The organism is Nesterenkonia lutea (assembly GCF_014873955.1).
GTDB classification, from domain to species: domain Bacteria; phylum Actinomycetota; class Actinomycetes; order Actinomycetales; family Micrococcaceae; genus Nesterenkonia; species Nesterenkonia lutea.
Map to the genome: position 1 here is coordinate 868242 of NZ_JADBED010000001.1, position 22271 is coordinate 890512.

The 22271-nt window shown below is 64.8% G+C and carries 18 protein-coding genes and 3 tRNA genes; 14 read left to right on the plus strand and 7 right to left on the minus strand.

The window, feature by feature from the left end:
- Nucleotides 1-52: 52 nt before the first annotated feature.
- From H4W27_RS04020 to H4W27_RS04030, 3 genes are read left to right on the plus strand one after another with little or no spacing between them, the layout of a single operon-like run.
- Nucleotides 53-1258: an exonuclease SbcCD subunit D gene (locus H4W27_RS04020; protein ID WP_192594787.1), complete on the plus strand. Its 1206-nt coding sequence runs from the start codon at nucleotides 53-55 to the stop codon at nucleotides 1256-1258.
- Nucleotides 1255-4407, plus strand: a complete 3153-nt coding sequence (locus H4W27_RS04025; RefSeq protein WP_192594788.1) for an AAA family ATPase — start codon at nucleotides 1255-1257, stop codon at nucleotides 4405-4407. The genes H4W27_RS04020 and H4W27_RS04025 overlap by 4 nt, the downstream gene beginning before the upstream one ends.
- Nucleotides 4404-5777, plus strand: coding sequence for a hypothetical protein (locus H4W27_RS04030; protein WP_192594789.1), 1374 nt, complete (start codon nucleotides 4404-4406; stop codon nucleotides 5775-5777). The genes H4W27_RS04025 and H4W27_RS04030 overlap by 4 nt, the downstream gene beginning before the upstream one ends.
- A gap of 61 nt (nucleotides 5778-5838) precedes the next feature.
- Here the strand turns inward: H4W27_RS04030 and H4W27_RS04035 are convergent, their stop codons facing one another.
- The 5 genes from H4W27_RS04035 to H4W27_RS04055 form a co-directional block, all read right to left on the minus strand.
- A complete protein-coding gene (locus H4W27_RS04035) occupies nucleotides 5839-6627 on the minus strand; it encodes an alpha/beta fold hydrolase (protein ID WP_192594790.1) in 789 nt (262 codons plus the stop codon).
- 3 nt (nucleotides 6628-6630) lie between these two features.
- Nucleotides 6631-8142, minus strand: coding sequence for a malate:quinone oxidoreductase (locus tag H4W27_RS04040; RefSeq protein WP_192594791.1), 1512 nt, complete (start codon nucleotides 8140-8142; stop codon nucleotides 6631-6633).
- A gap of 147 nt (nucleotides 8143-8289) precedes the next feature.
- A complete protein-coding gene (locus H4W27_RS04045; RefSeq protein ID WP_192594792.1) occupies nucleotides 8290-9936 on the minus strand; it encodes an ABC transporter substrate-binding protein in 1647 nt (548 codons plus the stop codon).
- A gap of 75 nt (nucleotides 9937-10011) precedes the next feature.
- Nucleotides 10012-10095, minus strand: a tRNA-Leu gene (locus H4W27_RS04050).
- 217 nt (nucleotides 10096-10312) lie between these two features.
- Nucleotides 10313-11107 carry a DeoR/GlpR family DNA-binding transcription regulator gene (locus H4W27_RS04055; protein ID WP_192594793.1) on the minus strand — a complete coding sequence of 265 codons (795 nt, stop codon included), beginning with the start codon at nucleotides 11105-11107 and terminating at the stop codon, nucleotides 10313-10315.
- Between the two features lie 196 nt (nucleotides 11108-11303).
- Here H4W27_RS04055 and H4W27_RS04060 point away from each other — a divergent pair, with 196 nt between their 5' ends.
- The 6 genes from H4W27_RS04060 to H4W27_RS04085 all read left to right on the plus strand — a co-directional run bounded on the left by H4W27_RS04060 (nucleotide 11304) and on the right by H4W27_RS04085 (nucleotide 17424).
- Nucleotides 11304-12344, plus strand: coding sequence for a TRAP transporter substrate-binding protein (locus H4W27_RS04060; RefSeq protein WP_192594794.1), 1041 nt, complete (start codon nucleotides 11304-11306; stop codon nucleotides 12342-12344).
- Nucleotides 12345-12393: 49 nt separating this feature from the next.
- On the plus strand, nucleotides 12394-12930 hold the full coding sequence (locus tag H4W27_RS04065) for a TRAP transporter small permease (RefSeq protein WP_192594795.1): 537 nt from the start codon (nucleotides 12394-12396) through the stop codon (nucleotides 12928-12930).
- Between the two features lie 4 nt (nucleotides 12931-12934).
- Complete coding sequence (locus H4W27_RS04070) at nucleotides 12935-14221, plus strand: TRAP transporter large permease (RefSeq protein ID WP_192594796.1); 1287 nt, start codon at nucleotides 12935-12937, stop codon at nucleotides 14219-14221.
- 62 nt (nucleotides 14222-14283) lie between these two features.
- Nucleotides 14284-15696, plus strand: a complete 1413-nt coding sequence (locus H4W27_RS04075; RefSeq protein ID WP_318782129.1) for a four-carbon acid sugar kinase family protein — start codon at nucleotides 14284-14286, stop codon at nucleotides 15694-15696.
- A 43-nt stretch (nucleotides 15697-15739) separates the two neighbouring features.
- Nucleotides 15740-16564: a hydroxypyruvate isomerase family protein gene (locus H4W27_RS04080; protein ID WP_192594797.1), complete on the plus strand. Its 825-nt coding sequence runs from the start codon at nucleotides 15740-15742 to the stop codon at nucleotides 16562-16564.
- Nucleotides 16555-17424: a class II fructose-bisphosphate aldolase gene (locus tag H4W27_RS04085; RefSeq protein WP_225938996.1), complete on the plus strand. Its 870-nt coding sequence runs from the start codon at nucleotides 16555-16557 to the stop codon at nucleotides 17422-17424. The genes H4W27_RS04080 and H4W27_RS04085 overlap by 10 nt, the downstream gene beginning before the upstream one ends.
- A 79-nt stretch (nucleotides 17425-17503) precedes the next feature.
- Here H4W27_RS04085 and bcp read toward each other — a convergent pair whose 3' ends face one another.
- Nucleotides 17504-17971 carry a thioredoxin-dependent thiol peroxidase gene (gene bcp, locus H4W27_RS04090; protein WP_192594798.1) on the minus strand — a complete coding sequence of 156 codons (468 nt, stop codon included), beginning with the start codon at nucleotides 17969-17971 and terminating at the stop codon, nucleotides 17504-17506.
- A gap of 90 nt (nucleotides 17972-18061) precedes the next feature.
- Here bcp and H4W27_RS04095 point away from each other — a divergent pair, with 90 nt between their 5' ends.
- Entirely contained in the window at nucleotides 18062-18601 is a 540-nt protein-coding gene (locus H4W27_RS04095; protein WP_192594799.1) for a hypothetical protein, read from the plus strand.
- A 151-nt stretch (nucleotides 18602-18752) separates the two neighbouring features.
- Here H4W27_RS04095 and H4W27_RS04100 read toward each other — a convergent pair.
- A tRNA-Lys gene (locus H4W27_RS04100) sits at nucleotides 18753-18825 on the minus strand.
- 303 nt (nucleotides 18826-19128) lie between these two features.
- On the opposite strand from H4W27_RS04100, the gene H4W27_RS04105 reads away from it, so the two are divergent.
- The 4 genes from H4W27_RS04105 (at nucleotide 19129) to H4W27_RS04120 (ending at nucleotide 22192) form a co-directional block, all read left to right on the plus strand.
- Nucleotides 19129-19202, plus strand: a tRNA-Pro gene (locus H4W27_RS04105).
- Between the two features lie 40 nt (nucleotides 19203-19242).
- Nucleotides 19243-20646, plus strand: a complete 1404-nt coding sequence (tig, locus tag H4W27_RS04110) for a trigger factor (protein WP_192594800.1) — start codon at nucleotides 19243-19245, stop codon at nucleotides 20644-20646.
- 202 nt (nucleotides 20647-20848) lie between these two features.
- Complete coding sequence (locus H4W27_RS04115; RefSeq protein ID WP_192594801.1) at nucleotides 20849-21457, plus strand: ClpP family protease; 609 nt, start codon at nucleotides 20849-20851, stop codon at nucleotides 21455-21457.
- 66 nt (nucleotides 21458-21523) lie between these two features.
- Complete coding sequence (locus H4W27_RS04120) at nucleotides 21524-22192, plus strand: ATP-dependent Clp protease proteolytic subunit (protein ID WP_318782131.1); 669 nt, start codon at nucleotides 21524-21526, stop codon at nucleotides 22190-22192.
- Nucleotides 22193-22271 lie beyond the last annotated feature (79 nt).

Consider the following 22271-nt stretch of genomic DNA (forward strand, 5'->3'; position numbering starts at 1 on the left):
TGCCCCGGGGTGGTGCTCCGGCCATGTCCGTGCCAGCCGATAGCGTGGGGCCATGCGCTGGCTACACACCTCCGACTGGCACCTGGGCCGAGGCTTCCACGGACACTCCCTGCGCGAGGAGCAGGAACAGATGCTCGAGACCATCAGCTCCGCCGTGACCGAGCATGCGGTGGACGTGGTGCTGATCGCCGGGGATGTCTACGACCGGGCGCTGCCACCGGAATGGGCGGTGGCGTCCCTGGAGGCCTGCCTGCAAAGGCTGGTCGACGCCGGCACGCAGGTCATCATCACCCCGGGCAATCACGATTCCGCCGCCCGACTGGGCTTCGGGCGCGGGCTCATGCGCAGCTCCGGCGTGCACATCCGGAGTTCGCTCGAGGATGCCTGGACTCCGGTTCAGGTGTCCGAGTCCGACGGCGGCAGCACCCTGGTCTATGGGGTGCCGTATCTGGAGCCGCAGCTGTTCGCGCCCGCACTGGGCCTGGACCGAGCCCACCACACCGGTGTCGCCGCCGAAGTCATCAGGCGCATCTGGGAGGATGTCCAGCGGCGCCGCAGCCACAACGGATCCGCCGGCGAGGACTCCCCGGTGAAGGTGATCCTCATGGCGCACCTGTTCGCCGCGCAGGGAGCCGCCTCGGATTCAGAGCGGAACATCGGTCTCGACGTCGCCGCGGGAGAGAGGCCCACGCATCATGAGGACACCATCGGTGGACTCACCGTGGTGCCGCTGGAGCTCTTCGAGGGCTTCGACTACGTCGCGCTGGGACATCTCCACGGTCGCCAGCGACTCTCCGAGACTGTGCGCTACAGCGGATCTCCGCTGCGGTACTCTTTCTCGGAGACGCAGCAGGCCAAGGGTGCCTGGCTCTGGGACTCCCGCTCTCCAGACCCTGCCCAGGCGCTGAACTGGGACATCGGGCGACCGTTGGCTCAGCTGGAAGGGACGCTGGCGGAGCTGCTCAGCCCCGAGAGCGTGGCTGCGCACCAGGACTCCTATGTCCAGGTGAAGCTCACCGACCCGATCCGGCCAGAACGCGCGTTCCACCGAGTGCAGGAGGCCTATCCGCATCTGGCCACCTTCACTCATGCGGGGCGACTCGACGTGCTGCGGCGGAGCTACTCCGCCAAAGTGGAGCAGGCGCGGACCGACACCGAGGTCATCGAGGGCTTCCTCGAGCATGTCCGCGGCGGTCGCGGGCCCAGTGCCGAGGAGCAGCACCTTATCGATCAGGGTCTGGAGGCGGTGCGTCCATGAAGCTGCACCAGCTGACCCTACATGCCTTCGGTCCGTTCGGCGGCACCGAGCAGATCGATTTCGACCGGCTCGGGGCCGATGGACTCTTCCTCCTGCGCGGACGCACCGGAGCCGGAAAGACCTCCATCCTCGACGCGGTGACCTTCGCGCTCTACGGCGATGTGCCGGGCCAGCGTGAGAAGACGCGATTGAAGAGCAGCCATGCCTCGCCCGAGAGTGAGCCATTCGTCGAGCTGGAGTTCACCCAGGCCGGCCGGCGCTGCCGGATCTGGCGGTCCCCGCATCATGGACGTCCGCAGAAGCGTGACCCCAGCAGGATCCGCGAGGTGGGCCAGCGGGTGGTCCTGCATACTCAGCATGCGGGGGAATGGCAGCCCTATACGTCGGGAATCCAGGCCGCCAATGATGAGATCACGCGCATGCTCGGTCTGGACCTGCACCAGTTCACCAAGGTGATCCTGCTGCCTCAGGGATCCTTCGCCGAGTTCCTCCACGCCAGCAGCAGGGACAAGCAGGAGCTGCTGGAACGTCTCTTCGACACCGAGCGGTTCACGCTGCTCGAACGGCACCTGCGCGAACTCGCACGGGACTCCGAGCAGCAGCTCCGGGAGACCAGCGCACGAATCCAGATGCATGCCGAGAGTCTCCGCCACGCCGCGCAGGCCATGCTCCCTGAAGTCGAGGAGACCATCGAGACCGAGGCGGAGGGACAGGTCGAAGCGGAGGGTCAGACTGAGGGGCTGGGACTGGTTGGGGCGCAGGGTCAGGCTGAGGCGCTGGCGCAGGTCGATGAGGCTGACCTGGTGGACCGCGTGGATGGGCTCGTCGGGGACCGCCGCCGCCAGCTGCAGGGCGTCGCTGAATCTGCGGCGGCCGCCGCCCGGCAGGCGCGCGAGCAGCGTGAAGAGCTCCTGCAGCGCGACGTCGCGCTGCGTCGTCATGCCGAACATGCTGAGCGGGCCTCAGCACACCAGGCCCAGTCGGCGGAGGTCGCGGCCAAGCGCGACGCCCTGCGCCGGCATGAGTCGGCGGAGCTGGTGGGGGAATGGTTTGCGGCGGCGCAGAAGGCGGCGGACCAGCATGTCCAGGCAGCAGAGGCAGCAGCCACGGAAGCTCGACGTGCAGCAGCCGAACTGGGTCGGTTCGCGGCGCTGCAGCCGGAGGAGATCACCGCGCGCGACCTCGTCGATGCTCACGGGGCGCCGAGTCTGGAGCAGGTGCAGGCGGCCGCAGAAGAGCTGATCAGCCTGCGCGCCCGGCTCACCGGTGCCGAGGCTGCAGAGCACGAGCGCCGCCATCGGCTGCTGCTCGAGCAGTGCGTCCAGGCTGAGCGTGCCGCCGAACAGGCCCAGGTGGAGGCTGATCGCTGCGCCGAAGAGCTTGAACGTCTCAGCAGGGCCTGTGAAGATGCCAGGGCGCGGCTTGTCGATCCTGAGTCCCTGGAGGCCGCCCGCGACGAGGCGAGGACCGCCGCTGAGGCGCTTCTCGCGCGCATCGAGGTCCAGCGCAGCAGGGACCGGCTTCAGGCACAGTCTGACCGCTGGAGCGCGATGGTCGCCGAACGTGAGAACACCTGCGAGCAGCTGCAGGAGCGGCATCGGCAGCGGCTGCAGAGCTATCTGCAGAACGTGGCCGCGCAGCTCGCCGGGGAGCTGGAGGAGGGACAGCCCTGTCTCGTGTGTGGCTCGGCCGAACATCCTCTCCCCGCGGCGGACGCGGGGGTCGTGGTCACTCGGGACGAGGTCGAGGCCATCAAAGAGGAGGTTCAGACCGCCAGAGATGCACTCAGCGAGGCGCGGGTCGAGCACCGAAGCGTCCTGGAACAGCGGGACGAGATCATGGCGGGACTGGGTGAGCACGCCGAGGCCCTCGTGGCGCAGACCGAGGCCGATCTCGAGCGGGCCCGGGGCGAGCTCCAGCATGTCGAGGAGCAGCGCGCCGGTCAGCGAGACCTTCGCGAACAGCTGGCGCAGGACACCGAGCGCGAGCAGCGGCTCGTACAACAGCACACGCAGGCGGTGCACAGCGCCGAGCGTCGCCGCGAAGCGGCTGGCCAGCAGGCTGCCGAGATGGCTGAGCTGGAGGCGGCCCTGGACGCGCTGCGCGGCAGCTATGAGTCGCTTCCGCGCCGTCTCGAAGAGCTTCATCGAGTGCAGACGAGCCTGAGGAGCGCCCGGCGCCAGATCGAGGATGCACAGCTTCAGCATTCCCATCTGGAACGTGCCCGGCGCACCGCCGAGGATCAGCTGCGCGCCTCGACCTTCAGCGATGCGCAGGACATGACCTCGGCCCGGCTGACGCTGGAGACGGCCCAGGAGCACAGCGTGGCCGTGGACGCGTGGGAGGAGCTGCGTCGGCAGCTTGACTACGAGGGCGCACAGGAGATCATCCAGGCTGGCGAGGCGCGTCACCGCGCCGGTGAGCTGCGGCCTCGTGCGGAGGAGCTCACCGCGGCGGAGGCATCAGCGCAGACCACCTCGGCGCGGGCCCAGGACGCCGACACGGCGCTGGTGCGCTTCGGCGCCCAGCACGAGGCGGTGCGGGATCACACCGCCAAGCTGGAACAGGCTCGGCACCACCGTGACACGGCGCTGGCCGAGCAGCGACGGCGCGCCGAGCTGGCCGCGACCATCAATGGGACGGGTTCGGAGAATACGCTGAAGATGACCCTCACGACCTATGTGCTGGCGGCGCGGCTGGAGCGAGTGGCGGAGGCCGCCACTCGTCACCTGGCGACCATGTCGGAACAGCGCTACCGGCTGCTGCACAGTGACGACGCCACCGGACGAGGACTCCAGGGCCTGGATCTGAAGGTCCATGATGAACACAGCGACGTGGAGCGCTCCACCTCATCCCTCTCCGGAGGGGAGACCTTCATGGCTTCCCTGGCCATGGCGCTGGGTCTCGCCGAGGTGGTCCAGTCGGAATCAGGCGGCATCGGCATGGAGTCCCTCTTCATCGATGAAGGATTCGGTTCGCTGGACGAGGACAGCCTGGAACATGTGATGAGTGCACTTCACCGGCTGCAGGGCGAAGGCCGACGGGTCGGCCTGGTCAGTCATGTCAGCGAGATGCACCGCGCCATCCCCACCCAGCTGCGAGTTCTGCGTCACCGCAACGGCTCGACCACCGAGATGGTGACCCCATGAACCGTCTGGATGCCTATGGGCTGGGGGTGTCGGTGGCCGCGCGGCTGCCCGGCCCGCTGCTGCCTGTGGGCGTGCTGGCCGCCGCCGCGGCCAGCACCGGGTCCATGTTCACCACGGCGACCCTCGTGGCGGCCGCACTGGTGGGGATGTCCATCTCAGCGCCGGCGGCCGCCGCCCTGGCGGAGCGCGTCGGTCCGCGCAATGTGCAGCTGGTCAGCGCCATCGTCCACGTGCTGATGCTGGTGCTGATGGTGACCAGCATCGAGCGCCTTACGCGTCAGGACACCATCACCTCCAATGCCGTCATCTATGTGCTGCTGCTCCTCTTCACGGTCCTCGCGGGCCTGAGCACACCGGCCACCGCCACCTTCAGCCGTGCCCGCCGGTGGACCCGCGAGCCCGGTCCGGCGACACCGAGCCGGTCGGTGCGCTCGGGTCTCCGAGCAGAGGCTGCACTGGATGACGGGGTGCTGGTCGCGGCGCCCCTGCTGGTCGCTGCACTGAGCTTCGGCTTCGGCCCCACAGCAGGCCTGTTGTGCTCCGCCGTGCTGACCGCTGTCGCGGTGCCGCTCTACGCTGTGGCTCATGCCGATCCCACGCCTGCCCCGGCAGAGGCCACCCGATCGGCGCTGGGGGGAGTCGAACACGCCCAGCAGGTGCTGCTCGAACACCGCGGCCTGGCCCCGGATCGACCTCCCGGAGAGGCAGCGTTCCCCGACGCGTTCGAGCTGCCGGCAGCTGAAGGTGCTGCCTCCACGGGCGGGGTGCGGGGGATGGCTGCGGGCATCCTCCTGGCTGCGGGCCTGGGCGCCGTGCTCGGTGGACTGTGGATCACGGTGCTGGACTCCGCCCAGGCGCTGGCCCGGCCCAGTCTGTTCACGCTCACCTTTGGGCTGATCGCGGCAGCCGCGGTGCTCGCAGCCCGGGCACGCTCGCAGGCGTTCCCCAGTCCGCTGCTGCTGCGCCGACGGCGGCTGCATGCCGCTGCGCTGCTGACGCTGAGCGTGATGCTGCTGGCGACGGTGGCGCTGCCGTCGGGTCTGACGGGATTTCTGCTGCTGAGCACGCACTCGGTGCTCACCGCTGCCGTGCTGGGCCGTCTGAGCATCGGCCTCTACGCGGGCATGGCCGTCGCGGTCTCGGCTGATCGCCTGCCGATCGCCCTCTCCGCGGCCTCTGGCGGGGTTCTGCTGGGGCTGGCGCTGGGAGTGACCCTGGCCGGGATCGCCGCTGAGGAGCTCGGCCTCGGCTTCTCCGCACTCGTGTGCGTCGCGGGAGGCCTGCTCGCCGCCGTCGTGGTCCTGGGCGGTCAGCTCTGGGGGAGTCCGCGGGCCTCGGGCGCTCGCCCGGCGCGCACGCCGTTCGGCTGAGGCCGAACCAGAATCCGGGTCCGGAGCAGAGCCGGAGCCTGACGAGGCGCGGGTGCCCCGTTCAGGCCGTCTGCAGGAAGTCGACCACAGCTGTCTTGTAGTCACGCGAGGTCACTGCATTGATGTGATCGCGATCCGGGATCTCCACGTAGGTTCCGAGCGCCCCCTGCTCCGTGATGAGCGGCACCAGGGTCTCCGCGTCCACGGCGATCTCATCGCGGGACCCGGCCACCACGAGGGTGGGAGCCTGGGGCACGGCCGCCGCAGGATCATAGGGATCCACGGAGAGGCTCAGCAGCAGCTCGACCACATGGGGGACGTTCGCCCCGGGCAGCGCTCCGGCCAGAGTGACCACGTTGCGCGTCAGCTCGTCGACGGGCCGGACACCCTCCTGGACCCAGAGTCGGGCCTGCTTGGGCTCCAGCGCACCCAGACGGTCATCGGTGGGTGCTCCGCCCATGACCAGGTGCGTGACCATCTCCGGGTGCGCCGCGCTGAACTCCCAGGCCAGTCGTGAGCCGAGGGAATAGCCGTGGACGGCCACGGCCTGGTGTCCCTGCTCCTGCAGATGAGCGTTGAGATCACGGAGGATGTCTCGGACACGGACGCTCACCGGGTTCATGTCCTGGGAGGCCCCATGACCGGGAAGATCGACCGCGATGATGCTGCGACCGGTCGCAGCCAGCGGGTCGAGCCAGCCGGTCTTGACCCAGTTGTAGAGCGTGCTGCTCGCAAAGCCGTGGATGAGCAGGACCGGAGGACCCGCCGGGTCAGGGTGTGACCAGGTGTGCAGGGTCAGCCCGGCCGGTGTGCGCACAGACTCGGGGGCTGGGAACTCCAGGCGGGCCATGGGTCAGGGCTCGAGCTGGAGGGTCTTGGAGGTCTCGGCGGTGACCTCGGACAGCAGCCTCGGGTTGTCGTTGAGCGACTGGCCGAAGGAGGGCACCATCTGCTCCAGCTTGGGACGCCATCGGTCCATCTGGGCGCCGAAGCAGCGTTCCATCAGCGTGAACATGATCGAGGGCGCTGTGGAAGCGCCCGGGGAGGCGCCCAGCAGGCCGGCGATCGAACCGTCCCCTGCGGAGATCAGCTCGGTGCCGAACTGCAGGACGCCCTTGCCCTTCTCATTCTTCTTCATCACCTGCACGCGCTGGCCGGCCGTGATCATCTCCCAGGCGTCGGAGCCGGCATCCGGGAAGAAGTGGTGCAGCTCCTCGAACTTGGCGCTGGAGGACTTGGTGACCTCCTTGATCAGGTAGGTCACGAGATCCGTGTTGTCCTTGCCGACCTGCAGCATCGGAATCAGGTTGTGCGGACGGACCGAGAGCGGCAGATCCATGAAGGACCCGCTCTTGAGGAAATTTGTGGAGAAGCCCGCGTAGGGGCCGAACATCAGGGTGCGTCGTCCCTCCACGAACCGCGTGTCCAGGTGAGGCACCGACATCGGCGGGGCGCCCACTGAGGCCAATCCGTAGACCTTGGCGTGGTGGCGCTCGGCCACGGCGGGGTCGGTGCTGCGCAGGAACTTCCCGGATACCGGGAAGCCTCCGAAGCCCTTGATCTCGTCGATGCCGGCTCCCTGCAGCAGGCCCAGGGCACCGCCGCCGGCGCCGACGAACACGAAGCGTGCGCTGGCGGTGCTGCGGTCTCCGGTGGCCTTGTCCTTGACCTTGATGTCCCAGCGGCCGTCGGAGCCCCGTCTGACCGACTGCACCTCGTGGCCGTAGTTCACCTCCACGCCGCTGGCATCGAGGTGCGTGGCCAGCTGTCGGGTCAGCGAGCCATAGTCCACGTCGGTGCCGGTGTCGAACTTCGAGGCGGCGATGCGCTGGGAGGGATCGCGACCCTCGATCAGCAGCGGGGCCCATTCCGCGATCTCCGCGTGGTCTTCAGTGTGCACGATGTCGGAGAAGAGCGGCTGGGCCTTCATCGCCTCATAGCGCTCCTGCAGGTACTGGGCGTTCTTGTCCCCCCAGACGAAGCTGATGTGCGGCAGACCGTTGATGAACGTGCGAGGGGAACCGAGAGTGCCCTGCTTGACCCAGTGGGAGTACAGCTGTTTGGACACGGTGAACTGCTCATTGATCCCCTGGGCCTTGGCCGTGGAGACCTTGCCGTCGGCGCCGCGCGGGGTGTAGTTCAGCTCGCACAGGGCTGCGTGACCCGTACCGGCGTTGTTCCAGGGATCGGAGGACTCCTGGCCCGCCTGGTCAAGCGACTCGAACATGGCGATGGACCAGTCCGGCTCCAGCTCCTTGAGCAGCGAGCCCAGAGTGGTGGACATGATTCCGGCGCCGATGAGCACGACGTCGAACTTCTGCCCTGCGCTGGACGGCTGAGCGCCTGTCGACGATGACTTGGCCACAGAATTCTCCTTGAGTGTTCCCCCTGATGAGACCCGGGGGTGGTGCGGGGTATCCGAGCGCCGACTCTACCCGCGCTCAGCCGAGCGGATGAAATTGTTTACGCCGGAGCCCGCTGCGCGGGTGTTCCCAGCACGCGGGCGCTCGGCTCATTCAGCGGGGATGATGTCCTTGAACAGTTCATGGAGCACCGGGGACATGGGGTAGTCGGTGACGCCCTGACCCAGGGCGACGCCGGAGATGGGGTGGACCAGCGGCAGCGCCGGAAGATCCTCCGCCACCAGGTCAGAGACCTCTCGGTAGATCTCATTGCGCCGCTGCTCATCGGATTCGCTGCGAGCCGAGCTGATGAGTCCACGGACCTCCTCCGAATCGTAGTTGAACTCGCGCGTGCGCTGGGAGAACAGCGGACCGAAGAAGGAGTGGGGGGATCGGTAGCCGCCGTTGCGGCCCAGCAGATGCATGGCACGGTCATCGTCTTCCAGGAGCGCCTCCACATAGCCCCCGTCCCAGGACACCGGGCGCGGCTCGATGGTGAAACCCACCGCGGTCAGGTCCCGGGCGACCGAGGCGAACACCGCCTCGGGGCGGGGAAAATAGCTGCGCGTGGCGTTCATCGGGTAATACAGGCGCAGCGGCTCGCCGTCGTAGCCGGTGTCCTCCAGCAGCGCCTGGGCCTCCTCGACGTTGTAGCTGTAGCGCGCGGCCTCGTCGGACTGCACGCCCAGCGCAGCGGGAGTGAAGTGGTATGCGGGGCGGGTGCCCTCGAGGAAGTAGGACTCGACCAGGGCGTTGAGGTTGATGGCGCGGGCGGCCGCCTCACGCACATCCACGTCCCCCATCACCGGATGGTTCAGGTTGAAGCCGAGGTAGAGCACGGAGAAGGGGTCGCGCTGAAGGATGAGTCGGCCGGCCTGCACCAGGGAGCGGAGGTTGTCGGCCGTGATGTAGTCGTAGACGTCGATCTTGCCCCGCTGGAGCTCCCGCAGCCGATCGAAGGAGCGCGGCAGCGTCCGCACCACCACGCGCTCTGCCGGCGCAGCGCCCTCCCAATAGTCTTCGAAGGCCTCGAGGACCACTTCGTCATCCTCAACGCTGATCGCGCGGTAGGCTCCGGTGCCCATCGGTTCCCGGGCCAGAAGGCCCGGGTCGGAGTCGGAGAGCACCTCTGCGGAGGCGATCCCGAAGGCGGGCATCGCCAGAGCCTGCGGCAGAAAGACCAGCGGCTCCTTCAGAGTGAGCTCCACAGTGAGGTCATCCGTGGCTGTCACAGATTCCAGCAGGCAGGCTTCATCGTCCATGAAACCACCGAACAGTGATTCGAAGGCCAGGGTGGTGCGTTCCGGACCGTCGGCGGGCAGGAGCTCGTTCATCCGACCCCAGCGCCGGAAGTTCGCGAGGACGACGTCGGCTGTGAGCTCCGTGCCGTCGTGGAAGGTCACCTCCGGGCGAAGGGAGAAGGTGCAGCGCAGCCCGTTGCGGCTGACCTCCCAGTCAGTGGCCAGCAGGGGAGCGGTGGCGCCGGTCTCGTCGTCGATGCCCACCAGCGTCTCGAACACCTGGCGGGATATCCGCTCGGTCTCCGTGTCCACTGCCAGCGCAGGGTCCATCGAGACCACCGAGGAGACCGCGGAGAGCACGATGCCGCGCGGCTCGGTGCTCGCAGGAGACTCGGCGGGGGAGCTCAGGGTCGGGGAGGACCCGGTGAGCGCGACGGTGGGCCGCGGCAACACAGACGCGGCACCGGCCACACCGAAGGCCCCGAGGAAACGGCGTCGTTCGATGGGGGAGCGCATGTCTCGTCCTTAGGTTCGGCTGCGTCGCGTCGTCGTCACGCTGGAGATCTGACACCGTCTTCGACGGAGTCGAACTGGTGCGGGCGGGGGGACTCGAACCCCCACGTCTAAGACACTGGAACCTAAATCCAGCGCGTCTACCAATTCCGCCACGCCCGCTTGGGTCGCTGCAAGGCCCGGTGGGCGGTCTCCAGCGATGCCTAAGTCTACAGACGCGAACCCTGGGGCTGTCCCAACAGGTACTCGCTCGCCAGGAGTACATAGATCTGTCGACAATCGACCGATCCCCAAAAGTGTAGAGCTGACTAGAAACAAGCGTTCTTCAGTGCGACAGGGGACCGCACATCCTTGTCAGAGTTTGGCGGGACGGGATGATTCACACACCGGCAATGACTACCTCAACTGAAGCGCTCCGGAGTGCCTGTCGAAGTTCGGGCGGCGGTTCTGCGTCGGTGACCAGTATGTCGAGGACATCCAGTTCGGCAAGCAGAATCGCCTTGCGCCGGCCCCATTTGGTGTGGTCGGCGGCGAGGATTACGAGGTCGCTGTTCTGAATGAGCTCCTTGCGCGCCTCCGTTTCGGGTATGTCAAAGTGACTGACACCTTCCTCGGATATACCGCCACAACCGATTACGACTTTATCCAGATGGATGGTCCCGTTCTCACGACCCCAACTGCCGTTCACCAGCGCAAATTCGGAGGTCATGACGCCGCCAAGGACAAGCAGTGAGCTGCGAGAGCGCTGAAACTCAATAGCGGCCTGAAGCGAGTTCGTCACTGCGAGGATGTCGTCTCTGGTCGCCAGTTCCCTGGCGACCGCCCGGCAAGTCGTGCCGACCTCGATTCCCACTGTGTCTCCGTTCGCTATGAGGCCGTTGACGGCCCTGGCGATCCGGAATTTCTCTACGCTTGCAATCTCAGCGCGCAGGGGGAATGGAGAGCGCCTCGCGACGGCGCCTCCGTGGACGCGCTGGACTCTCCCTTCCTTGTCCAGCTCCGCCAGGTCTCTTCGAATCGTCATGGCGGAGACATCGAAGGCTTCTGCGACGCCGTTGACTTCCACGCGTTCTTGGTCCCGCAGAAGGCTGACGATGTACTCCTTGCGGTCCGTCCCCGGCTCCGGCAGCGGGACTTGGGTTCGATCGTGCGGTTGTTCCAGAGTGTTCTCCATCGGGCAGCCCTTATGTTCGCTCAAACTCACGTGGGATCGTTCGCACGCGGTGTTTTTGAAATTGTACAGTCAAAACGTGATTGACGTCACGAAAAACCCCTGATAGCGTTCCGTCTACGTTCGTTCGAACATGTTTGGGGGCCAGGTTCTTCCGGGTCAGGCATGCCGAAGCTATTCCGACAGTTAGGAAAATGACGTGAAGACTAATGGATGGATTGCCATGGGGGTCGCCGGAGTTGTGGCCTTGTCGATGACCGGCTGCGGTGAGCGTGGTGCCGGCGTCGAGGAAGACTCTGCGGCTGAGGGAGAGAGTTACACCCTCTCGATCGGTCATTCTCAGAAGGACACGACACCGATGAACCTCGGAGCGGAACGATTCGCCGAGACAGTCAGTGAAGAGTCCGACGGGCGTATCACCGTCGAGGTGTATCCGGCCGAACAGATCGGCAGCGAGCCGGAGATGATGGAGGGCCTGGCGATGAATTCAGTCAACATTGCCATCGTCGCCACGGCCGTGCTGGCTGATGTATGTGAAGAATTCGGGGCTTTTGCGCTGCCATACGCAATCGAAGGCGAGACTGACCGCGATCAGTATGAGAGTCTCCGCAACCTGGCCGGATCCGACTGGAACCAGCAGACCATTGACGAATGTGCCGAAAGCAGCGGCAACAGAGTTGTGGACAATTCGTGGTGGTACGGGAACCGCAACCTGACTACCGGCAGCACTGAGGTCAGCTCTCCCGAGGACATGGAAGGGCTCGCCATCCGGACGCCCCCGGCCGACCTGCACACCATGGCCATCCAAGATTTCGGCGCGGATGCACAGCCGATGCCATTCAGTGAGGTGTACACAGCTCTGGACACGGGTGTCATTGATGGCCAGGAGAACCCGATCAGCACGATTTACCAGAACTCCCTGTTCGAGGTCCAGGACAACCTCTCGCTGACGAAGCACATGACGCAGAACCAGGCAGTGGTCATGGATGACGAGTTTTTCAGCGGCCTCAGCGACGAGGATCAAGAGATCATCCTCCAAGCCATCGACGATGCAGGCCAGTATCAGTCCGACCTGCAGCTGACTTCCAATGAGGAAGAGCTGGAACTCCTGCGTGATGAAGGTATGACGGTTACTGAGCCGGACCTCGAGGCGTTCCGGGCAGCGACTGAGGACAGCGTCAGGACTCACCTGGAGGATCTTGGAATCAGCCCTGAGGAACTCTCGGAGATGCAACAGTAGATTCCCAGTTTGAAAACCGTTCGATCGACAAGTGATTAGGAGGGTTGCCATGAATGCCGAGTCGCTCACGAAGTACTCGCGTCGGCTTCTCGAAGCGTTGGCAGTCGCACTGATTGCCAGCTTGGTGATCGTAGTTGGCGGCAGCGTCATATTGAGAATGTTCGGGTTCGTCCCGGCCGGCTCAACAGAATTGGCGACCCTCCTTTTCATCTGGACGATCTATATCGGAGTTTTCCTCGCCTTCTTGGAGGGCGGCCATTTGGCGATCACTGCGTTCGTCAACAGACTGCGGGGACGCACTTTGACCTCGGTGCTGATCGTCTCGGACTTGTTGCTCTTGGTCTTCACGGTGGCGGTCACGTTCGAGAGCTTCAACTATGTGCAGTTGGCGATGGACAGCGTTCGGCTGACTCCTAGCCTGCATATCTCGCCCGCCTGGGGATACTCTGCGGTGCTCGTTGGCATGCTGCTGTCAAGCGTGTACGTGTTGGCTGGAGTCTGGACAAACGTTGTCCGGTTGGTGAAGGGCCAAGAGCCGCCACCACAGCACGCGGGTTCAGAACTTCCCACTGAGTCAGGGGCATAGGGCAATGGGAATCACGTTCTTAATCGTCTCGTTTATTGTGTTCCTGCTCCTGCGGGTACCCATCGCATTTGCGCTGGGTCTGTCGTCGCTTGGATACATCTATTGGTTCATGCCCGCCAGTATTCCGCTGACCGTGGTGCCCCAGCTCATGACGTCCGGACCGGGATCGTTTCCGCTCCTGGCCATTCCGTTCTTTGTTATGGTCGGCGAACTGATGAATGCAAGCGGTATCTCGCAGCGTCTGGTCGACCTGGCCAAAGCAGCAGTGGGCCATGTCGTGGGAGGCATGGGCATGGTTTCGCTAGTTTCCAGCACACTCATGTCGTCGTTCTCAGGTTCCTCCGTAGCCAACGCTGTCGGGACAGGTTCCATCACCATCCCGGCCATGAAGAAGCAGGGCTACCCTCCGCAGGTGGCCGCCGCAATTGAGACGTCCTCCAGCAGTCTCGGCACCGTGATTCCGCCGAGCATCTCCATGGTCGTCTACGGTTCACTCACCGGTGTCTCCATCGGAGGCCTCTTCGTCGGAGGGTACGTGCCCGGCATCGTGATTATTTTGGGGCTGGCGCTGGTTATCCGCTGGGTAGCGCGGCGACACAACGTTCCGGTCACCGACCGACAGCCGCTGCGGTCAGTGGGCAAGGCTCTGATCAATGCCTTGGGCGCGATTGCTATCCCGGTCATCATCATGGGCGGAATCCTGCTCGGTTTCATGACGCCCACCGAGGCTGGCGCGGTGGGGGTGGGATACACCTTTCTTATCGCTGTCCTCTTCTACCGGAGTCTCTCCCTGCGCGCAATATTCCATGTCTTCCGGCGCACGGCGGTGACCACTGGAGTCATCCTCGCGGTGATCGCGACTGCCTCGGTCTTCGGGTACATCTTGACCTACGAGCGCATTCCTGCCATGGCTGCGGACGCACTTCTGGCCAATCTCTCTTCTGGCTGGGCGATCATGCTGGTCCTCGTGCTGCTGTTGATCGTGATCGGGAGTTTCATGGAGACTAACGCCGCTATTGCGATCATCGCCCCGGTCATCGTGGGCGTGACAGCCGGTTCGGGGCTGGACCCCCTCTTCGTCGGAGTCATAGTCGTGCTGTCGCTCTCCATCGGCGTGGCGACCCCACCGGTGGGCGTCTGTCTGTTCGTCACCTCGAAGCTCGCGGGGACCACGATCGAAAAGACGTCGGTGGCAGTTCTGCCGTTCGTCGGTGTTGTGGTCTTGTTGACCCTGCTTCTGGCGCTCTTCCCGCAACTGGTGTTGTTCCTGCCCAACCTGCTCGGCTACTAGCCGGTGCCTCCCGCTGTGGAACGCTGCGGCCAGCGCACCACCCTGGACAAGAAGGTCTCATCGTGATTGATACGCCCCGCCCCCAGCCAAGCCTCGCGGCTCTCGTCGCAGATACGAACCGTATGTCTGGACGACGCATAGCGGTGCTCGACGACGACCCCACCGGTTCACAGTGCGTCCATGACGTAGCAGTGGCGACCGTGCTCGAAACCGAGCAGCTCGCCGCTGGACTTGCAAACGCCGGCGACACGTGTTTTCTGTTGACCAATACGCGGGGGATGCAAGAGGACGAGGCCGTAGTACTGACGCGAGAGACGCTGCACAAATTGTTCTCGCTGGATCTGCCCGGACCGCTCGACATCGTGTCCCGTAGCGATTCGACCCTTAGAGGACACGTTGTCGCTGAGGTGGAGGCCATAGCCGACGAATACAACAAGGTGACCGGAAATGGCGTCGACGGGGTGATTTTCTGCCCCGCCATGATCGAGGCGGGCCGCACGACAATTGACGATGTGCACTACGCCCGCATCGGAGACGGAGTTGTTCCGGTGGGGGAGTCCGAGTTCGCTCAGGACGCCACTTTCGGCTACAGGTCATCGAACCTGCGGGATTTCCTTCGCGAAAAGGGCGCCACCACCGGTATCACCTCTCTCTCGCTCGACGTCATCCGGCATGGGGGCCCCTCGGCTGTAGCGGAAATCCTGGGACGAGTGACTCAGCTGGAATGGGTCATAGCGAATGCCGCTACATACAGCGATCTGGAGATCGTCGTACTTGGACTTAGACAGGCGCAGCAGGAGGGTAAAAACTTCATATACCGCACCGGCCCCTCCTTCGTCCGTCCGTTGGCCGGTCTGGAATCCGCAGAGCCGCTCAACCCCGCAACGATTCCCATCGATGCGGATCGCGGGGAGCATGGTCTGGTGGTCGTGGGTTCGCATGTTGGCCAGACGACCCGGCAGGTACGAGCAGCTCAGGCGCAAGGAGCCCTGGCCGAGGTTGAGCTGGAGGTCACGGAAGTCCTTGGTGAGCACCGGGACGAATACCTGGCGGAGGCAGTCGGCCGCGTCGCCGGTGCGCTTCGTGAGACTGATGTGCTGGTGTACACCAGTCGTGAGCTGGTTACTGGAGACAGTGCTGAGAGTTCGCTCCAGCTGTCGATGCGTGTTTCTGCAGCGCTGGTGCAGGTCGTTTCTGAAGCCCGGAAGGCGAAGCCTGCCTGGGTGATTGCCAAGGGGGGGATCACGTCACACGAGGTCGCTGTGAAGGGACTGGGGATCCGCCGCGCGACCGTGGCGGGTCAGTTCCTGCCAGGCCAGATCTCCCTCTTCATCCCTGAAGAAGCCCCAGACGAGGTCATGGGATGTCCCTACGTGGTGTTCCCGGGAAATGTCGGCGGGGAGGGAGATCTCGCAGCGGTCATCTCTACATTGCGAGACGCGGTGGGCCGTTCGCGTTCTGGCCTCGAGCGTTGACGCGAAGTGTTCACACCAACCATCAAAAGAGGAGGCACATACTATGGACGATGAGATCCGATGGGTCTTGAACCTGAGTCTGCTGTTCAACGAGCACGAGCTGCTCCACCGGCCCGGTGCGGCCAAAGCGGCGGGGTTTGATGAGGTCGAGTTCTGGTGGCCCTTCGGGACAACTGGTCGCCCATCACGCACCGAGATCGAGTCTTTCGTGGACTCCATCAACAACGCAGGAGTTCACTTGACCGCCATGAATCTCTTCGCCGGCGACATGCCGGCGGGGGAGCGCGGCGTGCTGTCCTATCCTGAGCGAAGTGACGAGTTCCGTGACAGCGTTGCCATCGCCATGGAGGTCGGAGAGCGGCTTGGCACGCAGCTCTTCAACGCTCCATATAGCCACCGCCGGGATGGACTTGGTCATGCCGAACAGGACAGGCTGGCTGACGAGAATCTCGCTTTCGCGGCGCGTGCCGCAACAGAGATCGGTGGGACCGTCCTGCTAGAACCGGTCAGCAAGATGCCGCGCTATCCGATAAAGACATCTGCTGATGCGGTGGGAATAATCGATCGTGTGCAGAAGGCGACCGGTGTGACAAACCTCGGGTTCCTCTTGGACCAGTATCACGTGGGTATGAGTGGTGAAGACGTCATCGAGGTGATAGAAGAACACTCGGCACGCATAAAGCACGTGCAGTTGGCTGACATCCCGGGACGTGGTCAGCCTGGTAGCGGCGAGGCGAACATTCGCGGCGCGGTGGAGTTGCTCATGAGCAAGGGATACGAAGGGGCGTTTGCGCTCGAGTACATTCCTCAGGGGACGACCGCAGAATCACTCACAGACTGGCAGCGTGAGCAGAAAAAATGGTCGTGAAACCTGTTGTTGCCCATACGGCTGGACGGTTCATGCGGGAGATGGTGCAACGCGCAGTGGCACGGGACTCCGCCGTGCCGGCCTTCGCCGTATATGACTTCGGCACTGCCCAGGCGATCGTCGAGGCTTCCGAGAAGGTGGGGTCCGCCGTCATTCTGCTGGTGCCGCCCAAGGTCGCCGGCGGCATCGGAGGTCTCCGATTCATTCAGGCTCTCAGGTGTCTGGCCGACGATATCTCCACTGCCGTCTCAGTGCAGCTGGACCACGCGACCGACCTTTCGCTCATCGATTCCGCTGTGCGCGCCGGCGCCGACGCTGTGCTCGCTGACGGGTCACGTTTGTCTATGGAGGCCAACGCGGAGTTTGTGGCTCAAACTCGCGAGATCGTGGGCAATGCGGTGACCCTGGAGGCAGAACTGGGCAACATCGCTGGCGATGAGGACATCGCCCTGCAATCCAGAGCATCACCTTTCACGGATGCTGGGGAAGTGGCGGACTTTCTGAGGCTGAGTGGCGCAGACCTCCTGGCTGTCTCCGTCGGGAACGTGCACGGCCAGTACTCTGGGGAACCGAAACTCGGATGGGGCCGAATAGCGGAACTGAAGGTTGCCGCCGCAAACGTCCCTTTGGTGCTGCATGGGGCTTCTGGCCTGTCCGAACAGGACCTCGCCGCTGCGCCCGCGGCAGGGATAGGGAAGATCAATTTCAACACCGAGCTGCGCGTTGCTCTGTTCGACATGTTGCGGAGCGAAATAGACGGACATATCGACCGCGGGTTTGACATGGTCGGTCTCCAACGCGATTGGCATGACAAGGCCTCCGGGTTCGCCCTGGCGACCTTGCGGCGGTTGAGCCCGTAGGTACCAACTGGCTCAGCAAGCTTCCAATGTATTGTCGCCCATGAAAAACCGCCCATGCGTGCTGCCTACGTGACCAGAGTCAGGCTGCGAGCTTCTCGCGAAGCCGGGCGACATGGCCGGTGGCCTTGACGTTGTACTGGGCCAGCGTGACCGTCCCTGCCTCATCGAGCACGATGGTGGAACGGATCAGGCCCTCAACCACACGACCATAGTTCTTCTTCTCGCCCCACGCGCCGAAAGACTCGGCCACCGCGTGGTCCTCGTCTGAGAGAAGGGGGAAGCTCAGGGCCTGCTCGGCGGAGAACTTCTCCAGGTCCGACACGGGGTCAGGGGAGATGCCCAGCACGGTGTATCCCGTCGCGGCCAGGGAGTCGAGCGAGTCCCGGAAATCGCAGGCCTGGGTGGTGCACCCTGGGGTGGAGGCCTTGGGATAGAAGTAGAGGATGACCTTCTGGCCCTGCAGCTGCTCGAGGCTCACGGCCTCCCCGCCGGCAGCGGGAAGGGTGAAGTTCGGTGCCGCGTCGCCGGGCTCTAGTCGGATGCTCATCGAGGTCCTTTCAACGGATATGGCTGGTGCGCAGTTTTCAGCCTATCCGTAGAATGAGCACATCAGGCCCCTGCGGAAGTCGAGGCACCCATGGTCATCACCACCGAGCGAAGCCGACCGGAACAGCACCTCGTCGATGCTCTGCGTGCCAGTTTCGACGCCTCGGTGATGAACTTCGGCGCATACAACATCCTCTGCACCATGGACCTGGAGGAGACTCCGGATGCGGCCGAGCCCGTTGCGGACCCCGCCGCGTACCCCGGGGAGCGGCCCGGGCCGCTGCTGCTCGTGGGCTATCGCCGCGAACCGGTGGAGATCGTGCTCTGCCCGGTGGACCTGGAGGAGGCGCTGGAGCGGGTTGCGGCCCTGCAGCGGGGTGAGACGCCGGCGGCCGCGACCCCTCTGATCCCCAAGCTGGTGAACCTCACCAATCTGGCGGGCATGGCCACCCAGGACAACATCGTGGAGCTGGCCCTCTCCACTGGCAGACGGGTGAAGCTGGACCTGCACGGGCAGGTGCGATTCGAACAGTTCCCCGACATCGTGCTGCACCAGCGCAAGGACGTGGAGCACTTCTACGAGTTCATCGACTACTTCATGGACACGGTGGAGGACATGGACGCGGCCTGAGGCGCCGCAGGCGAGGCTGCAGGCGAGGCCTGGCGCAGGGCCGCGACGATTCGCATGAGAGTCCGCGCCGCGGCATGAAAAAGGCCGCCGGACCACGAGTGAACTCGTGATCCGGCGGCCAGATTCAGATGCAGCGCCTGCTCGTGAAGAGTGGGCCCCTCGGGACTTGAACCCGAAACCTGCAGATTAAGAGTCTGATGCTCTACCAATTGAGCTAGAGGCCCTTGATCGCAGACGCTGCCATCATCATGCTGCCCGCATACTCAGCAGGGCAACGACATAGAACTCTAGCACCCGGTCAGCGGGCACGCCAATCGATATCCGGTGATCGTGGTCGCATACCTGATCGCATCCGTGGTCAGGTGGACAGCAGGGTCTCCTCGACGCCCAGGCGGGACCTGCGGGGCGCGGTGCCGGCCCGGATTCGTCGCCCAGGACCGCAGCACGGTACTGTATAGCGGTCCGCCATTGTCCCTGCAGACGTGTGCCGTGAGAACGGCAGGCCGAGGCAGGAACGGTCGGGAGTTCGGGGTGTAGCTCAGCTTGGTAGAGCGCGCGCTTTGGGAGCGTGAGGCCGCAGGTTCAAATCCTGTCACCCCGACGGCAAACGATTCATCAGTCAGCTATCAGGAGCCCCACACGTGGTCAAGAGCACCGTAGAAAATCTGAACCCGACCCGCGTCAAGCTCACCGTCGAGGTGACTTCCGAGGAGCTTGAACCCAAGATCAAGGCCGCCTATAAGAGCATCGCCGAGCAGGTTCAGGTCCCCGGCTTCCGCAAGGGCAAGGTGCCGGCTCCGATCATCGACCAGCGCGTCGGTCGGGAGTACGTCGTCCAGCAGGCCATCAATGACGGCCTGAACGACTTCTACCAGCAGGGTCTGGCCGAGGCCGAGCTCTCCCCGCTGTCCCGCCCCGAGGTGGAGATCGACGAGATCCCCGACGTCAAGACCAATGAGGGCGTCCTGAAGTTCTCCGGCGAGCTGGACATCAAGCCGGTCATCGAGCTGCCGGACTACTCTGGCCTCGAGGTCGAGGTGGAGCCCCGTTCCGCCGACGACGCCGCCGTGCAGGAACAGCTCGACGAGCTGCGCAGCCGCTTCGGCACCCTCAAGGACGTCGAGCGGCCCGCGGCCACCGACGACTTCGTCACGATCGACCTGATCGCCAAGGTCGGAGACGAAGAGGTGGACACCGCCTCCGGTCTGTCCTACCAGGTCGGCGCGGGCACCATGCTGGAGGGCATCGATGAGGCCCTCGAGGGTCTCTCTGCCGGCGAGGATGCCACCTTTGAGACCACGCTGGCCGGCGGCGAGCACTCCGGCGAGACGGCTTCGGTCAAGGTGACGCTGCAGGCGGTCAAGGAGCGCGAGCTTCCCGAGGCCGACGACGAGTTCGCACAGCTGGCCTCCGAGTTCGACACCATCGAGGAGCTGCGCGCCGACCTGACCTCCAAGGCCGAGGAGAACCTCGTCGTGGAGCAGGGTGTCGAAGCCCGGGACAAGGTGCTCGAGAAGCTCATGGAGCTCATCGAGGTCCCGGTGCCCGAGTCCGTGGTGGCCGAGCAGGTCGAGCAGCACTTCACCTCGCAGAACCACGAGGCCGGTGACGATCACGACACCGAGGAGCACCGCGAGGAGATCTCCAAGCAGACCGCCGACGCCTTCCGCAACGAGCTCGTCCTGGACGAGATCGCGCAGAAGGAAGAGATCGGTGTCGAGCAGAGCGAGGTCATCGAGTACATTGTCTCCACCGCCTCGCAGTACGGCATGGAGCCGAACCAGTTCGCCCAGATGCTGGACCAGGCCGGCCAGGTTCCCATGATCATGGGCGAGGTTCGCCGTCGGAAGGCTCTGGCCAAGGTGCTGGAGCTCGCCGTCGTCAAGGACACCGAGGGCAACACCGTCGACCTGACCGACTTCGTGACCCCTGCCGGGGATGAGGACGAGGCTGAGGCCGCCGAGCCGGTCGCGTCGGAGAGTCCCGAGGTCGACGAGTCGGAGAGTGCCGAGGTCGAGGAGACGCAGGACACCAAGCAGAACTGACGCCCGCGCGTCCCGGGAGAAGGGCCTCACCGTCAGGTGGGGCCCTTCTTGCGCATGCTGACGTTCCCTTCAGGTTCAAACCGTGTGCCAACAGCGAACGTCCCGCGCCAGGGGCTCGCGCCCCACAGCACAACCAGTAATGTTCTCGACGAAGGCACTGCCAGTGCCGACCCAGCTTGACCCACCAGTGGAGGATGAGTCCATGACCCAGAACCTGCCGAGCATGTCCACCGTGGACCCCGCGTCCCGCGATGACTACATCTACAACCGCCTGCTCAAAGAACGGATCATCTGGCTCGGTTCAGAGGTCCGCGACGACAACGCCAACACCATCTGCTCCCAGATGCTCCTGCTCTCCGCCGAGGACCCCGAGCGGGACATCACTCTCTACATCAACTCACCGGGCGGATCCGTCACCGCCGGCATGGCCATCTACGACACGATGAAGTTCATTCCGAACGACGTCGTCACCGTGGCCACCGGTCTGGCCGCCTCGATGGGACAGTTCCTGCTGTCCTCAGGCACCCCCGGCAAGCGCTTCGCGACCCCCCACGCCCGCATCCTGATGCATCAGCCCTCAGGAGGCATCGGCGGCACCGAGTCAGACGTCCGGATCCAGGCCCAGCTGATCCAGCACATGAAGCAGGTCATGGCGGAGCTGACCGCTGAACAGACCGGTCAGAGCCTCGAGACCATCCTTCGGGACAACGCCCGTGACAAGTGGTTCACAGCGGAGGACGGACTCGAATACGGCTTCTTCGACAAGATCGCCAAGCGGTCTTCCACCGTCTCCGGCGGCGGAGGCATCTGATCCCAGCGTGGGAGAAGACCACCGTCTGCCAGCGTTTCGCACCAGGACCACAGGAGCACATCTGACATGAACCCCTTTGACAATTCGGCACCCGCCCTCCCGGCTGCACGGCCCAGCGCGCCCAGCATGCCGGACTCCCGATACATCCTGCCCTCCTTCGAGGAGCGCACCCCTTACGGATTCAAGCGCCAGGACCCCTATGCGAAGCTCTTCGAGGATCGCATCGTCTTCCTGGGAAGCCAGGTGGACGACGCCTCGGCCGATGACATCATGGCGCAGCTGCTGGTGCTGGAGTCCATGGACTCGGAGCGGGACATCACCCTCTACATCAACTCCCCGGGCGGCTCCTTCACCGCGATGACCGCCATCTACGACACGATGCAGTTCATCCGTCCGCATGTGCAGACGGTCTGCCTGGGCCAGGCGGCCTCCGCCGCCGCGGTCCTGCTCGCCGCCGGCACCCCGGGCAAGCGTCTGGCGCTGCCGAACGCGCGCGTGCTGATCCACCAGCCCGCCGTGGGCGGCACGCAGGGCACCGCCACCGACCTGCAGATCCAGGCCGACGAGGTGCGCCGCATCCGCACCTGGATGGAAGAGGTGCTTGCGGATCTCACCAAGAAGTCCAAGGACGAGATCGCCGAGGACATCGACCGGGACAAGTTCCTCTCCGCCGCAGGTGCTAAGGACTACGGACTGGTGGACGAGGTTCTCGCCTCCCGCAAGCTTCCGGTCTGACCCGGCTGGGCCGGGGGAGGACTCCGGTCCACTGCGTCCCAGCCAGAGATGGCAGCTCCAGCGACGCGCAGCAACGACA